The sequence below is a fragment of the Variovorax sp. SPNA7 genome (assembly GCF_033807855.1).
Classification (GTDB): domain Bacteria; phylum Pseudomonadota; class Gammaproteobacteria; order Burkholderiales; family Burkholderiaceae_C; genus Variovorax; species Variovorax beijingensis.
This window is the reverse complement of sequence record NZ_CP138513.1, coordinates 3554163-3570423: the sequence shown is the minus strand read 5'-3', so window position 1 is coordinate 3570423 and position 16261 is coordinate 3554163. Positions and strand designations below refer to the sequence as shown.

Here is a 16261-nt window from a genome sequence, read left to right as displayed (position 1 = left end):
TCACTCCTTGCGCAGCCAGTTGCCGAAGGCGCGGCTCAGCAGGCCGTCGCTGCGCGCCGCGCCCTTCAGGTTGCCGAGCGGCAGCTTTCCGAGATCCGGGAGCTCCGCGTCCTCCGCGGCCTGGTGGGCGGACGAGGCGATCTGCCCGAGGTTCTCGAACAGGTAGCGGCGCGAATGCACGTGGTAGCCCAGCGTCTTCTCGGCCTGCTGGATCGCACGCAGCACCAGCAGCGAATCCCCGCCGAGGTCGAAGAAGTTGTCGCTCGAGCGGATGTCGTTGACATCGATCCCGATCACCGAGGCCCAGATCTGCGCGAGCCGCGCGTGCTCGGGGTTCAGGATGGTGTCTTCCTGCGCCTTGCCCGCACCGGCCGGCGCATCCACCGGCGCGGCAGGCCTGAGCGGATCGACGGCGGCGAGCCTGCGCAGGTAGACGGCGCTCGCGGAGCCTTCTTCGCTCGCAAGCTCGGCCAGCGAGGCCTCGGGACGGTCGGCCACTTTCTGCAGCAGTTCGAGATAGCGGTCGCGCAGCTGCGCCCCGGTCTCGCGCAGGTAGATGTCGGCGTTGTAGATCAGCGCGCCTTCCAGCCCGTGCGGCTTGTCCATCAGCCACACGCCGATGTCGTCGGTGGCGCCGCGCTGCATCAGGTGCAGCTGCCGCGTCTGCAGGCTGCCGAGCCGGCGCGCACGGTCGCGCGCATCCTGGAACGAGAACATCGACTGGTAGGGCCCGACCGCCCGGATGCGCGCGCCCAGCGCGGGCTCCGCCATCAGGCGCTCGAACGGCACCTGCTGGTAGTTCATGAGCGAGAGCAGCTCGCGCTTCACGCAGCGCATGAACTCCGCGAGCGGCTGCTCCAGGCCGACCTGCAGCGACACCGGCAGCACGTTGTTGAAGAAGCCCATCACGTCCTCGGTCTCGGGCTGCTGCCGGCCGCGCACCGGGTTGGCGATGACGATGGTCTCGGAGCCGATGATGCTGCTCATGGCAAACGCATACACGCCGAAGGTCAGCATGCTGAGCGTCACGTCCATGTCGCGCGCCACCTTGCGCAGCTGCTGCGTGGTGGCGAGGTCGACGCGGATCCAGTGGGCGCCGCCCTGGCCGCTCTTGCCCGCGCGCCGCGGCATGTCGGTGTTGGGCAGGCGCGGCATCGGCGCGCTCGCGAAGCGCTTGAGCCAGAAGTCGAGCTGGTCCTGGAACGACGGCTCCTTCATCCAGTTGGCCAGCCACTCGGCATAGTCGCCCTGCGTGGTGGCAATGGGCGCCAGCGCATGCGGCCGGCCGCGCTCCGCCGCGTCGTAGATGGCGGAGAGTTCGCGCTGGAGCAGGTCGAAGGACCAGCCGTCCCAGATCAGGTGGTGCGGCACGAAGACGAACACATGCTCGTGCACGTCGAGCTGGAACACCGCCGCATGCAGCATCGGTGCGCGGTGGATGTCGATCGGCCGGTCGGCGAGTTCCTGCATGCGTTCGGCCAGCTCGGCCTCGCGCTGGTCGGCCGGCAGGTCGCGCAGGTCGATGAAGGGCAGCGAGAAATCCACCGACTCCGAGATCAGCTGGGCCGGCTGGCCCGTGTGCGGATCGGTGCCCATGCGGGTGCGCATGGCGGGCTGGCGGCGGATGATTTCCTTGAATGCGGCCTCGAAGCGCTCCGCATCGAAGACGCCGGTCAGGCGCTGCGCCGCGGGCGCGTTGTAGACCGAGCGGTCCGGGTGCAGGTCTTCCATGAAGCGGATGCGCTCCTGCGCGGGCGTGAGCGGCGCCGTCTTGCGATCGATGCGGCAGGGCAGCGGTGCCTGCGCGCCGGCGCCCGCGTGCTGCAGGCCTTCGACCACGGCGGCCAGCTTCTCGGCCGTGGGCGCCTCGAACAGCGAGCGCAGCGGCAGCGTGATCTGGAATTCGCGGCTCAGCAGCGTGGTCAGGCGCGAGGCCAGCAGCGAGTGCCCGCCCATCGTGAAGAAGTCGTCGCGCATGTCCAGGCCCGGCAGGCTCAGCACCTTTTCCATGGTGGCGAGCACCTTGCGTTCGCATTCGGTGCGCGGGCCGGCGCCGCGCCGCGCCTCGTCGCGCGACACCGCCTGCGGCGCGGGCAGCGAGACGCGGTCGACCTTGCCGTTGGGCAGCGTGGGCAGCGCGTTCAGCGCCACCACGTGCTGCGGCAGCATGAAGGCCGGCAGGTGTTCGCGCAGGTGCGCCATCAGCGTGTCGAGCTCGAAGTCGACGCCGGGCGTCAGCGCAAGGTAGGCCACCAGCCGGACGTCGCCGGGGCTGTCTTCGCGCGCCACCACCACGCAGCGCGATACGCCGGCCACCTCGCAGCAGCGCGCCTCGATCTCGCCGGGCTCGATGCGGTAGCCCCGCACCTTGAGCTGGAAGTCGAGCCGGCCCAGGTGCTCGATGAGCCCGTCGTTGCGCCAGCGGCCACGGTCGCCGGTGCGGTACACGGTTTTTGCGCTGCCGAAGATGCGCGCGGCAACGAAGCGCTCGGCCGTGAGTTCGGGGCGGTCGATGTAGCCCAGCGCCAGGCCTTCGCCCGCGATGCAGATCTCGCCCGGCACGCCGATCGGGCAGGGCTGCAGGTCGCCGTCGAGGATCCATATCTCGGTGTTGTCGACCGGGTGTCCGATCGACACGCCGCGCGATGCGACGACGTCGGTGCGCACCAGCCAGGCCGTGGAATACACCGTGGTCTCCGTCGGCCCGTAGCCGTTCCAGAGCTCGTCCAGCCGCTCGCACAATGCGAGCGCCAGGCTGGGCCGCAGCGGCTCGCCGCCGATCCAGCCGCGAAAGCCCGGGGCGCCGGGCCACTGGGCGTCGAGCAGCATCTGCCACATGCCGGGCGTGGCCTGCAGGAAGGTGATGCGTTCTTCCTGGAGCAGCCGGCACAGGCGGATGCCGTCCATGGCCAGTTCGCGCTGCACCATCACGATCTCGGTCCCGGTCGACAGCGGCAGCAGCAGGTCCGGCACCGCCATGTCGAAGGAGAGCGTCGTCACCGCGGCGATCCGGTCGCTTGCGGTCATGCCCGATTTGCGCTGCATCCATTGCAGCAGGTTGGCCACCGACCGGTGCCGCGCGCACACGCCCTTGGGCAAGCCGGTCGAGCCCGAGGTGTAGATCACATAGGCGCCGTCGTCGGGGCCGGCGTCGTCGCCGCTGGGCGGCAGGGGCTCGCCGCTGTCCTGCTGCCAGGCGGTGTCGCGGTCGATCTCGAACACCTGTCCGCCCGCTTCGCCGCGCCAGTTGCGCGGGGCGGCCGCGATGTCCGACGAGGTCAGCAGCAGGCAGAGCCCGGCGTCCCTGGCGTAGTGTTCGAGCCGCGCCTGCGGAAACGCCGGGTCGAGCGGCACATAGGCGGCGCCGGCCTTGAGCACGGCCAGCAGCCCGGTGATCATCTCGATGCTGCGCTCCAGGCACAGCCCCACGCGCTCGCCGCGGCGAACGCCGCGCGCGCGCAGTGCCCGCGCCAGCCGGTTGGACTGCGCATCGAGCTCGGCATAGCTGCAGACCCGTGCACCGTCGCGCACCGCGGGGCGCTCGGGCTGCATCGGCACGCGCGCCCGGAAGCGGGCCAGCGCATGCGGCGCACCATCCAGCTCGGTGGCCGGCGGCTGCAGCGCGACCAGCGCCTGCGCGGCCTCGGCCGACAGCACGTCGAGCCGGCCGATCGGCTCGCCGGGGTTGCGCGCGGCCGAGCGAAGCACGCATTCGTAGATGTCCAGCCAGCGCTGCACGCTGGCCTCGTCGAACAGGTCGGTGTTGTACTGCGCCTCGATCTGCAGGCCGCCGTCGAGCGGACGGAGGTTCAGGAAGAGTTCGAAGTTCTCGTACTGGCGCGCGATCGTGTCCTGCGCGACCTCGATACCCGGGAAGGTCTGCGCGCTGCTCGCAACGTCGGGGTCGACGTTGAACGCCACGCTCACCAGCGGCAGGCGGCTCGGGTCGCGCTGCAGCGACAGCTTGCCCAGCAGCGCGCCGTAGGTGAGCGCCTGGTGCTCGAAGGCATCGAGCACGGCGGTGCTGCATTCGCTCATCAGGGCATCGAAGCGCAGCTGCCCATGCGCGGCGATGCGCAGCGGCAGCAGGTTCACGCAATGGCCGACCAGGCCGGGCATGTCGCGCGCGACCTGGCCCGATGCCGGAATGCCCACCACGATGTCGTCCTGCCCCGTGAGGCGGTGCAGCGTGGCGATGAAGCCGCTGAACAGGCCCGCGAACAGACTGGCGCCGGTCTTCGCGCTCACGGAGCGCAGGGCGCTCACCAGCCGGCGGTCGAGCAGGCGTTCGGTGCGCAGCGAATGGAAGGTGCGCGTGGCCGGGCGCGGATGGTCCACCGGCAGTTCGAGCACGGGCAGGGTGCCGCCGGCGAAGCGCTCCAGCCAGTAGTCCACATGCGGCTGCATGTCGGGATGCGCGGCTTCGGCGGCTTCCTGCGCGGCAAAGTCGGCATAGGTGGGCGCGGCCTTCAGCGGTTGCCCGTTGCCGGTCTGCTCTGCATAGAGGTGGCCGAGCTGCTCGGTGATGACCATCCAGGACCAGCCGTCGCACACCACGTGGTGGGCCGACATGACCAGTTCATGCTCGGTCTCGCCCAGCCTGCAGAGCACCGCCCGGAACAGCGGGCCGTGCTCCAGCGCGAAGGGCGTGCACACCGCGTCGTCGTGCACGGCCTTCAGCGCCTGCTCGCGGGCTTCGGGCAAGAGGCCGCTGAGGTCCTGCTGCTCCAGCAGGCCTTCGCCGGGCCGGCCGACCAGCATGCAGCTGCCGTCCGGCGAGATGGTGGCGCGCAGCGCCTGGTGGCGCTCGACCAGCCGGGCCATGGCACGTGCCATGGCGGCGGTGTCCAGCGCGCCGCGCAGGCGCAGCAGCACCGATTCGTTGTAGGCCAGCGAGGCGTCGGTGCTCATCGTCGCGCCGAGCCAGATCTCGCGCTGCGATTCGGTTGTCGGTATGACGCATTCGATGAGGCCGCCGGTGGCGGCGGGGCGGAGAACGGCGTTCATGCTGCGGCCTTTCCATTGATGAGGGGGGTGGGGCTCGCGGCGTCGGGCACGTACCAGAAGGGCTGGCCGTCGACGTCGCGGGCGAGGACGGAGCCGTCTTCCTCGCAGCGCTTGCGGTAGTCGAAACCCGTGACCACCGTCGCGCGGCGCGGCAGGAAGCCCGATTCCTGCATCTCGGCCACCGACTCCTTGAAGACGCGCTGGATGGTGGCGATGTCCTCGGCGCTGTGCGCGCTGGTGAGGAAGCAGGGGAAGTTGTCGAGGATGTGCACGCCGCGGCTGCGCATCATGGCGAACAGCAGGTCCTGCAGCGGATGCTCCTCGAGCCAGCTCACGCGCCAGAGCGAGGCGAACTGGCGGATCGCGATCGGTGCGCCCACCTCGGTGCACCAGGCGGTCAGTTCGTCGGCCATGGCGGCGGTGCTGCCCGTGAGGCCGGCCTGCAGCGACGGGCCGGCTTCCTTCAGGTGCGTGAGCGAGGCCTTGGCCGCGGCCAGCGCGAGCGGGTGCCGCACGAAGGTGCCGGCAAAGTAGGTCACGCCGACGCCCGGGATCGAGTCGTCGCCGTACTGCCAGGCGCCGCCGTCGAGCGCGTCCATGAAGGCCCGCTTGCCGGCGATCACGCCCACCGGAAAACCGCCGCCGATCACCTTGCCGTAGGTGGCGAGGTCGGCGCGCACGCCGAACAGCTCCTGCGCGCCGCCAAGGCCGACGCGAAAGCCGGTGATGACCTCGTCGAAGATGAAGCAGGTGCCGCTCTTCTCGGTGATGGCGCGCACTTCCTGCAGGAACTCGCGCGGCTGGAAGTCGGGCCGGCGGCTCTGCACCGGCTCGGCCAGTACGGCGGCCAGGTCGTCGGCGTTGTCGCGGATGAAGGCCAGCGCCTCCGCCGTGCCGTAGTCCAGCACGCGGATGTCGCCGAACATGCCGCTCATCACGCCGGGCGCGGCCGACAGGCCCTTGCCGCCCTTGCCGGCGCGCACCAGCACCTCGTCGAAGGTGCCGTGGTAGGAGCCGGTGAACACCACCACGGTGCTGCGCCCGGTGACCGTGCGCGCGATGCGCAACGCGGCCATCACGGCTTCGGAGCCGGTGTTGCACAGCGCCGCGCGGTCGCAGCCCGTGAGCTCGCAGATGAGGGCGGTGACGTCGGCCGCCAGCGGATGCTGCGGCCCGATCTCGTAGCCCGCGTCGAGCTGCTTGCGCACCGCTTCCTGCACGAAGTCGGGCTGCCAGCCGAACATGTTCATGCCGAAGCCGTTGAGCGCATCGACGTACTCGTTGCCGTCCAGGTCCCAGAGCTTCGAGCCCTTGGAGCGCTCGATGACGATCTGGTAGGTGATCTCCTTGGTCAGCGGCCGGAAGCCGTTGACCACGCGCGGGTCGGCCATGTGCGGGCGGTTGGCCTGCGTGAACTGCTTGCTCTTCTGCGTGCGCTCCACGTAGCGCCGCATGAAGGCCGCCAGCCGGGCCTTCTGCCGGCCGCTCGGCTCGGCGGTGCGCTGGGTGTGGATGCGCGCGATGGCGCCGAAGGCCTTGGCGACGTCGTAGCGCTGCGGCTCCTTGGCCGGGGCGGGTTCGTCGGCGGCGGGCTGCGCCGCCACGGCCACGGTGCTTGCGGCGGCGGCCGGCATGGCGGGCACGGTGGACGCAACGGGCAGCGCGTCCATGCCTGCGCCCGACAGCAGCGCGAGCTGGCGCCGCATCAGTTCCATCTGCTGCGCGACCAGCTGCACGATCGGCCCGCTGCCGATGTCGGTGCCAGCGGCCGCTGCGTTCATCGCCGGCAGGAACGCGGCCGGCGGCTGCGCGGCCGCCGCCTGCACCGCCATGGCCACGGCCAGCGGCACCGCAGCAGCGGATGCAGGCGCAGCCGCAACCACCGGCTCGGGCGGCAGGCTCTCGCGCAGGAACGCGGACAGGGTGTCGAAGCTGCGGTAGTTCTCCATGAGCTGGCGAAAGCTCAGGTTCACCTTGAAGCGCTTCTTGATCTGCGTGGCGACCTGCGTCAGCGTGAGCGAATCCAGGCCCAGCTCGCCGAAGGCGGCGTGTCCCTCGGCCTGCATCATGTCGATGCCGGAGATGTCCTCGAACAGGGATCGCAGCCGCGCGTCCATGGATTCGGTGGGCCCAGTGGAAGCAGGGGACGCGGGTGAGGAAGGAAGTGGCGGGGGCACTGCAGCTGTCACGGTCGACTCCAGGAAAGTGGGTGGAACGAAGAGCGCGGGCGTGGGTGGGGCAACGGGCAGCAGGGCCGGCGGCGAAACCGGCGCGGGAATGGCCGGGCTCGCCGCGGCCGCTGCGATGTCGACCCAGAAACGCTTGCGTTCGAAGGGGTAGGTGGGCAGGCGCACGCGTTGTGCGCCGGTGCGAACGGAAAGGCGCGACAGCTCCACGTCCGCGCCGCAGGTCCAGAGGCGGGCCAGCGCCAGGCGCAGCGTGCGGGCCTCGTCGGCCGGCTCGCCGTGCAGCAGCGGCATCACTTCGGCCGCGCCGTGCTGGCGCACCAGCGTGGCCAGCGTGTTGCGGGGCCCCACCTCGATGAAGAGCGGGCGCGCCGCCTGCGCCATGGCGCTGCGCACGGCGGGCGAGAAGCGCACGGTGCTGCGCAGGTGGCGGGCCCAGTAGGCGGGGCTGGTGGCCTCGGCATCCTCGAGCAGGCGGCCCGTGAGCGTCGAGAAGATCGGCACCGTGGGCGGGTGCAGCGCCACCTCGCCGACCAGCGCCTCGAAGGGCGCGACGGCACCATCCATCATCGAGGAATGGAAGGCGTGCGAGGTCTGCAGCTGGCGGCTCGCGATGTCTTCTTCCTGCAGCGAGGCGCGCAGCGATTCGATCGCGTCGAACGGGCCGGCCACCACGCAGGCCGTCGGGCCGTTGTCCGCCGCCAGCGAGAGCAGCGGGCCGAGCCGGGCCGAGAGTTCGTCCGCACCCAGGCGCACCGACAGCATCGCGCCCGCGGGCTGCGCCTGCATGAGCGCGCCGCGGCGGGCCACCAGCCGGGCCGCGTCTTCCAGCCGCATCACGCCGGCGATCACCGCGGCAACGAACTCGCCCACGCTGTGGCCGATGAGCGCATGCGGCCGCACGCCCAGCGAGAGCAGCCGGCGCGCCAGCGCGTACTCGATGGCGAAGATGGCGGGCTGCGTGACGGCGGTGGGCAGCAGCGCCTGCGGATCGTCGCCGAACATGCGCTCGCGCAGGTCGAAATCCACCGCGCTGCCGAAGGCCTTCAGGCAGGTGTCGAAGGCGGCCGCGAACACCGGATCGTTGGCGTGCAGGATCTTGCCCATGCCGGCGTACTGCGCACCCTGGCCCGGGAACATCAGCACCGGCTGCGGCGCCCGCGCATCGACGCGGCCGCTGGCTCGCCACGGGCTGTCGCCCGCGCGCAGTGCGGCCACGGCCTGCGCCGCATCGCCGGCCACCACCGCGCGGCGGAAGGCATGCGCCTTGCGGCCGACGCTCAACGTGTAGGCCACATCGGCCAGCGGCACGCCGGGCGTCGCGTCGAGGTGCGCGGCCAGCTGCTCCGTGGCCACCGCCAGCGCGGCTTCCGAGCGAGCCGAGATCGGCAGCACCTGCGGCCCCGCGGCGCTGGCCGTGGCGGGCCGCGCGGGTGCTTCCTCGAGGATGATGTGGGCGTTGGTGCCGCCCACGCCGAAGGCGCTGACGCCGGCGCGCCGCGGCTGGCCGGTGCGCGGCCAAGCCTGCAGGCTGCCGCTCACGTAGAAGGGCGTGCGTGCGAAGTCGATCGCCGGATTCGGCGCGCTGAAGTGCGCGGTCGGCGGAATCGCTTCATGGTGCAGCGAGAGCGCCGCCTTGATGAGGCCGGCGGCCCCCGCGGCCGTCACCATGTGGCCCACGTTGCTCTTGAGCGAGCCGAGCGTGCAGTAGCCGAGCGCGCCGGTGTGCTCGGCATAGGCGCAGGTCAGTGCCTCGACCTCGACCGGGTCGCCCATCGGCGTGGCGGTGCCGTGCGCCTCGACGTAGGAGATGCTGCGCGCGTCCACGTTGGCCGCCGCCAGCGCCGCGCGGATCACCGCGGCCTGCCCGTCCACGCTGGGCGCGGTGAAGCTGGCCTTGGTGCCGCCGTCGTTGTTGACGCAGGCGCTGCGCAGCACCGCATAGATGGTGTCGCCGTCGGCCTGCGCGTCCGCCAGGCGCTTGAGCAGCACCACCGCGGCGCCGTCGCTGAAGACCGTGCCCTGGGCCTGCGCGTCGAAGCTGCGCGTGCGCCCGTCGGGCGAGAGCATCGAGCCTTCCTGGTACAGGTAGCCGCTGCGCGGCGGGCAGGTGACGGACGCGCCGCCGGCCAGCGCCATGTAGCACTGGCCGGTGCGCAATGCGTGGAAGGCATGGGCCACGGCCACCAGCGAGGTCGAGCAGGCGGTATGGATGCTCACCGCCGGCCCTGTCAGGTTGAGCCGGTTGGCCACGCGCGTGGTGATGTAGTCCTTCTCGTTGGCCAGCATCACCTGGAACTCGCCCACCGCTTCGATGAGGTCGGGCCGGGTGGCGACGTGGCGCTGGAAGTAGCTGGCGTTGTACATGCCGGCATACACGCCGACCGGGCCCGGTGCGGCGTCGGGCACGTAGCCCGCGCGCTCCAGGCATTCCCAGCAGATCTCCAGGAACACGCGCTGCTGCGGGTCCATCAGCGCGGCGTCCTTCGGGCCGATGCCGAAGAAGGCGGCGTCGAAGTTCTCGATGCCCTCGATCACGCCGCGGGCCCGCACGTAGGCCGGGTCCTTGCGCAGCGCTTCGCTCACGCCGGCATCGAGCGTGTCGTCGTCGAAGAAGCTGATGGTGTCGCGGCCGGCAACGAGGTTCTCCCAGAACTGCTCGACATCGGCCGCGCCCGGGAAGCGGCCCGCGGTGGCGATCAGCGCAATGGCTTCCGACATGTGGGCGTCGGGCTCGGCGAGCGGCTGCTGTTCGTTCCCCGTGCGCGGTGCGGCGGCGGGCGAGGGCGTCGCGTCGGCAGTGGTCGCCAGCTCGGCCGCGATGGCGCTCGGCGTCGGATGGCGGAAGAAGAGATTGGTCGACAGCGGCTGCGCGCTGTCCTGCTGCAGTTCGGCCAGCACCTGCAGCACGCGCAGCGAGTCGCCGCCCAGGTCGAAGAAGTTGTCGTTGCGCCCCACCTTCTCGATGTGCAGCGCGCGGGCGAAGGCTTCGCACACGCGCTGCTCGGCGGCGTCGCGTGCCTCCTCGAAGGGCTGCGCGAGATCGGGCCGCTCGGCCGCCGGTTCAGGCAGCGCGCGGCGGTCGAGCTTGCCGTTGGGCGTGACCGGCAGCTGCGCGAGCCAGACTTGCGCGGAGGGCAGCAGCGCCGCGGGCAGGCGCGCGGCCAGGTGCGTACGCAGCGCATCCCACGAAAGCCTGTGCGAACGCGCGACGAGGTAGGCCACCAGGCGCAGCTGCCCGTCGGCGTCGGGCCGCGCATCGACGGCGCAGGCCTGGATCGCGGGGTGCGAGAGGATGGCCGCCTCGACCTCGCCGGTCTCGATGCGGTGGCCGTGGATCTTGACCTGGCCGTCGCGCCGGCCGATGAATTCGATCGTGCCGTCGGGCAGCCAGCGTGCCAGGTCGCCGGTGCGGTAGAGGCGCTCGCCGGGTGCGCCGAACGGATCGGGCACGAAGCGCTCTTCGGTCAATTGCGGCTGCCGCAGGTAGCCGCGCGCGAGCCCGTGCCCGCCGATGCACAGCTCGCCCACCAGCCCGGTCGGCAGCAGGTCCATCGAAGGGCTCAGCACGCGCAGCACGGTGTCCTTGATCGGCCGGCCGAGCGGCACCGAGCGCAGCTCGGCGGGCAGCGCGGCCGGAATGCGGTGGGTGGCCGCGAAGGTGGTGCATTCGGTCGGCCCGTAGCCGTTGCTGAGCGCAAGTGCCGGCAGCGCGGCCAGCGCGCGCCGCACGTGCGGCACCGAGAGCGCTTCGCCGCCGGTGATGAGATGCCGCAGGCCCGCGAGGTGCGCCGGGTCGTCGTCGACCACCGCGTTGAACAGCGCCGCCGTGAGCCAGGCGGTGTGCACCTGGTGGCGCGCGACGGTGCGGGCCAGGCCGGCGCCCGTGGGCACGCGTTCGCCATGCACCACGCAGCAGCCGCCGTTGAGCAGCGGTCCCCAGATCTCGAAGGTGGCGGCATCGAAGCCGAGCGGCGCGGCATGGAGCACGTTGCGGCCCGGGGCCAGGTCCGCATAGTCGACGCCGACGACCAGGCGCAGGATCGCGTGGTGGCAGATCTCGATGCCCTTGGGCGTGCCCGTGGAGCCGGAGGTGTACATCACGTACGCCACCGATTCGGCGTCGATGGCGGGAGCGTTCCAGGGCGCGGGTTCGGTGGCCCCGGCGGCTTCGTCGAGCAGCAGCAGCGCACGGGACGCGGGCACCAGATGGCGCAGCGCCGAGGTGCTGACCACCTGCTGCGCGTTCGCCTGCTCGAGCATGAAGGCGATGCGCTCGGGCGGGAAATCCGTCGGCACCGGCACATAGGCCGCGCCGGCCTTGAGGATGCCCAGTTGCGCCACCACGGCCTCGATCGACCTGTCGAGCACCAGTCCCACGTTGTCTCCCGAACGCACGCCCAGGTGCTGGAGGCGGTGCGCGAGCTGGCCGGACCGGCGCTCGAGCTCGCCGTAGCTCATCTGCGCATCGCCCTGCGCAAGTGCGATGGCATCGGGCGCGGCCGCGGCCTGGCGGGCGAACATGCCCACCACGGTGAGGCTCGGGTCAAGGGGAGAGGGCGCCGTGTTCCAGTCGGCAAGCTGGTGCTCGCGGTCGGCGGATTGCAGGGTGCGGATGTCGCCGAGCGGGCTGTCGGGCCGCTCAAGCAGGTCGGCGGCGGTGTCGGCAATGGCCGCGAGCAGCTGCTGCACCGATGCCGGGTCCAGCAGGCTTGCAGCCGCGCTGGCGTGAAGGCGTGGCGCGTCCGATGCGGTGGTGCTCAGCCAGAGGAGGAGGGGGGCCTGGGCGCCGTCGACCGCCGGGTCGCCGCGCAGCCAGAGAGCTTTTGTCGATGGCTCCCGCGAGCCTGCCGCTGCTGCCTGGCGCCGTTCCTGGTCGAGCGAGGCGAGCCAGGCGTGGGCCGATTGGGCCGGATCCGGCTGCTGCTCGCCGAGCCAGCGCGCCTGGAGCAGCAGCCACGCGGCCGCGAAGGGGGAGTCGGGCAACTGGCCGGTGGCGCCGAGCCACTGCGTCCAGCGCTGCGCGCCCTGTTCCCCGAGTGCCACCGAGCCCTGGACTCGTTCGTCCGGCCTGTCCGAATTGGGACGCGAAACGAACAGGTCATCCAGCGAAAGTCGGGGGGGCGCGAATTGCGCCGGATCGGCTAATTGAATTTTCATAGAGAAAATAAAAGAAGTGATGCATGCAATGGAGGCGGGTTCGGAAATTGGCGATCAAGCCAATTAAATAGTTAGTACGTTAGTTTGTATTTCGGGGCAATCCTAGAGGCTTTGTCGGGCACGGTGTTGATCAAAGTTTGTCGGGTTACATTTCTGAATCGTTCGTTACATGTTCGTACTACCTCATATCGCTCGAATAGGGTAGCTAGCGGTCATTTCCGCCGGCTTTCTCCGATTCGCCCGATCTGCGGGAGGGGCGTTTTCCCGAAAGGCATTGGCCCAGGGAACTCACTGTAGGAATTGCGCCGCGGCCGCGCATGAGCAATGCGCCCCCTCCCGAGGGAGACAAGCGCCCCCGGCCGCCCGGCTTGCGACCATGACAAAGCGCCTGCCAAAAACATGGCAAACCGCTGCTGCGCAAGCCGAATAGATCTGCAGAATGGGGAGACGGGGTAGAGGCGAGACAGGGGAGTGCCGGCTGCCCGGCATTCCCTGCGCTGGATACCGCAGCCTGCGGGCCGGAAGCAGATTCGGCGGGGCTGCGAAGCGCAATGGATGTAATCGCTACCCGCGCAGGGCAAGGTAGCTATTAATTGACTTGGCTTTGGGTGAATATGAAAATATTCACCGAGGGCGCGCCGGAATTGTGTAACTCCAGGGTGGCCGGCTGCCCCGCTGATTGACAGGATCCAGGCCTGTTTTTTTGTAAATTTAATAAATCAATCGGGTTTGTGGCGTTTTGATAGCAATTCGAGGCCTGGAGGTCCGCAGCAAATCCGAAAAGCACCGGCGCTTGCCGGAAGTTCGTCCGTGCGGCACCCGAATCGTCAGGTGCGCATTTCAGCCAAAGAGGAAACCAGCCCATGCTTCCCAACCTGCTGCCCTTGCGTCACCGCGCCGAAGCCTACAGGCGCAAGTTCCTGGTCAACGAGACCGAGAACCTCTTCATGGGATCGTTCGAGAGCTTTGCGGCCGCCGAGGCCGGCGCGCCGGAGTCGAAGGCCATCGGCTACAGCAACGCCAAGGCCGCCGGCGAGCTCTACACCCACCAGATCTACTTCTACGACTACCCCGGACTTTTCTGGCTCGGGAGATCGTTCGACGAGGGCATGCGGCGCGTGTTCGACCTGGGCGGCCACGTGGGCATCAAGTACTACGCATTCCGCCGTGTCCTGCCTTACCCGGACGCCCTGCGCTGGACGGTCTGCGACGTGCCCGGGGTGGTGCAGTCAGGCAAGGAACTGGCCGTACAGCGCGACGCCACCGCGCAACTGGACTTCACCACCGACTACCAGGACGCGAGCGGCTGCGACGTGCTCTATGCCTCGGGCAGCCTGCAGTATTTGCCGCAGCGCATTGCCGAGATTCTTGCCACGCTCGCCGTGAAGCCGAAGCGCATCGTGCTGAACACGACGGCCGTGCACCCCGAGCGCACCATCTTCACGATCAACAGCATCGGCATCGCGTTCTGCCCCTACCGCATCCAGCACGTCGAGGAACTGTGGGCCGAGCTCAGGGACGCCGGCTACAAGCGCCGCGATGCCTGGCGCAACGAAGGCAAGCCCATCGAGGTGCCGTTCGTCGAGGGCGGCGACAAGCCCTACTACGCGGGCTGCTGCTTCGATCTGGCGGGATAGTGGGTACCTAGGTACCATATCCGGTACTCGGCCCCGTGGTGACGCCAGCCTCGGTGGCCCGAATCCCCAGCTCTCCGCCAGGAGAGTTTCCCCGTTTTAGTGCTTAAGTTGGCGCCTTTGCTACAACGCGGCTGGCTTGCGTCCGACAAGCCGACGCGGCAGGGAAATACTTTTTTCGAATCTCACGCGAAGGAACATTTGCGGCAACAACATCGATCGAGGGACCCGCATGCCTCTGACTTTCCTGATGAGCCTCCAGCACGTACCGCTGCCCAAGAAAGTAGTGACGCCCGAAGATATTCGACACGTGTCGGTCCTCAAGGCAACGGGCCTGATCGAGGCGGAGATAGCGCCGGCGCTGGATGGCTCGGGCAAATACAAGAACGCCCGCAACGCCATCGTGACGCGCATCACCAAGGAGGGGCTTGCCGAGATCAACAGGATGCGGACCGAGGAGAGCCGGTCGAAGCTTGCGCGGCGGCTGTGAGTGTCGCGCAGGCCGCGCAGGAGTGCGGGGCGTGTGGAGCGGGTGAAGGGAATCGAACCCTCGTATGAAGCTTGGGAAGCTGCCGTTCTACCATTGAACTACACCCGCAGCAGGCGCGGATTCTACCGTCAGTCCGGGCACCCCACGGCCGCCGAAAACTACCGCCGAAAAACCGAAGGCTCGTTCTGCCCCTTCGCCGCTGCAAGGCACTTGCTCGCCGCCTCCGCCGCCTCCTGCATCAGCTGCTGATCGAGCGCATCGGGCGCAGGCCCGAGGTCGCGGAAGTAGGCGATCTGCTTCTTGTGCAGGTCGCTCGCCGCGTCGCGGGAGCGCTGCTCCAGTTCCTTCCACAGCCGCAGGTACGCGACGGTGGCGGGCACGAGCTCCGGCGCAGCCGGGGCAACGGGGGCGGGGGTGGCGCCTATATCGATCTCGCCCGCATGTGCGAACTGTTCCTCGGCCCATGCCGGCTGGGGCGGCATGTTCCCGGCATGGGCCGCTTCACCGATGCCGGCGGCAAACCAGCGGTAGGTATTCCTGCGTTTGCCGACGCGGCCCGTGGTTCGCACGAACAGGTAGCCCGCTGTCGCGTTTCCCGTTTCATCGACCGGTATGCCCGCTGCCCGGAGCGCCTCGACCCTCTCGCCGACGCTCAAGTAGAAGGACAACTGCAACGTGACTGTTGCGTTGTGAATGACCTGATGGACCATTTCTCCGCTCACATTGATGGGTTGGCAAAGGGCGAAGCTTCCCTTTACCGGCCCCGCAAGTGAAGACATGGGGGAGGTCAAAAGTGTGAATTTCTCCACGAATTGCAAAAAAGTTTGCAATCGTGTGCCGGTCAGCGCAGGAAGACGTGCTCCATGAACTGCCTGATCGGGTATTGCACCACGGCCTGCACGCCGGCCGGCAGTTCCAGCGGCCGCATCAGCATCTTGAGCGTGGCGCCTGGGCTCAGGTGGGTGCGCACGGTGCTGTTCATGCGGGTGCTCAGCTGCTGGATGTAGGCCGTATCGGCAGCCCGCTCGGGGGTGCGGGCGCGCACCACGTGGCGGATGGCGCAGTCGGCGTCCTCGCTCTTGAGTTCCAGCGTGCGCCGTCCGATGGTGCCCAGCACGCGGAAGCGGCCCAGCCTTTCCTCTTGCCGGTAGCGGCGGAAAAACCGGTAGAAGTGCTTGTAGTGGCTGACCTCGTCGGCCGCGATGCGGCTCGCGAGGTCGCACAGCACCGGTTCGGCCGTGCTGCGCGCCAGGGCCCGGTAGTAGCTGGCGGTGCCGGTCTCGATGACGCAGCGCGCGGTCAGCTCGAGCCCGCGCGTGGGCGCGAGCAGCTCCACCTTGCAGTAGGTGGCGTATTCCTCCAGGAAGCCGCGGTAGGCACCTTCCCAGTCGAATTCGGGCCAGACGTGAGACACATAGGCGCGCAAGGCCCTGCCATGCTGCAGTTCCTCGGCTTCCCATTGCTGGGTGAGCCAGGCGGTGACTTCGTCGTCGCCGCGGAAGAAATCGACCAGGTTCTGGGTGTAAAGGTCGGAGCCGCTTTCGATGAACGAGGCGCAGGCCACGAGGTTGAAGAGATTTTCGTCCCGGCGGACCTCCGGCCGCGCGATACGGGAGAAATCCAGGTCCTCGATCTTCCAGTGTGCCGCCTCTTGGCCTGCCATGCATGCTCCTTGATTCACGTTGAAATGAATGGGACGAAGCCGCGCGCATTTGGTTCTGCGCGCTAATTCCCATATTAGCTTTGGCGTTCGCGCGGTGCGGGCGCCGCTCCCGGCGGGGGGC

At 69.3% G+C, this 16261-nt stretch carries 6 protein-coding genes and 1 tRNA gene; 2 read left to right on the top strand and 5 right to left on the bottom strand.

The genetic code is table 11. The features are described from left to right. Window positions 1–5007 (bottom strand): non-ribosomal peptide synthetase, encoded by a 5007-nt coding sequence (locus RZE77_RS16730; RefSeq protein ID WP_319438414.1) that lies wholly within the window; start codon window positions 5005–5007, stop codon window positions 1–3. Further along, window positions 5004–12353: an amino acid adenylation domain-containing protein gene (locus tag RZE77_RS16725; protein WP_405545997.1), complete on the bottom strand. Its 7350-nt coding sequence runs from the start codon at window positions 12351–12353 to the stop codon at window positions 5004–5006. Before RZE77_RS16725 ends, RZE77_RS16730 begins: the two co-directional genes overlap by 4 nt. Before the next feature lie 863 nt (window positions 12354–13216). Between RZE77_RS16725 and RZE77_RS16720 the strand changes: the two genes are divergently transcribed. Next, entirely contained in the window at window positions 13217–13990 is a 774-nt protein-coding gene (locus RZE77_RS16720) for a TIGR04325 family methyltransferase (protein WP_319438412.1), read from the top strand. Between the two features lie 229 nt (window positions 13991–14219). Next, a complete protein-coding gene (locus RZE77_RS16715) occupies window positions 14220–14477 on the top strand; it encodes a hypothetical protein (RefSeq protein ID WP_319438411.1) in 258 nt (85 codons plus the stop codon). A 34-nt stretch (window positions 14478–14511) separates the two neighbouring features. Here the strand turns inward: RZE77_RS16715 and RZE77_RS16710 are convergent. The 3 genes from RZE77_RS16710 to RZE77_RS16700 form a co-directional block, all read right to left on the bottom strand. Further along, window positions 14512–14585 (bottom strand) — tRNA-Gly (locus RZE77_RS16710). A gap of 50 nt (window positions 14586–14635) precedes the next feature. Next, window positions 14636–15256 (bottom strand): hypothetical protein, encoded by a 621-nt coding sequence (locus tag RZE77_RS16705; RefSeq protein WP_319438410.1) that lies wholly within the window; start codon window positions 15254–15256, stop codon window positions 14636–14638. 62 nt (window positions 15257–15318) lie between these two features. Further along, on the bottom strand, window positions 15319–16140 hold the full coding sequence (locus RZE77_RS16700) for a ferritin-like domain-containing protein (protein ID WP_319438409.1): 822 nt from the start codon (window positions 16138–16140) through the stop codon (window positions 15319–15321). Between the last annotated feature and the right edge of the window lie 121 nt (window positions 16141–16261).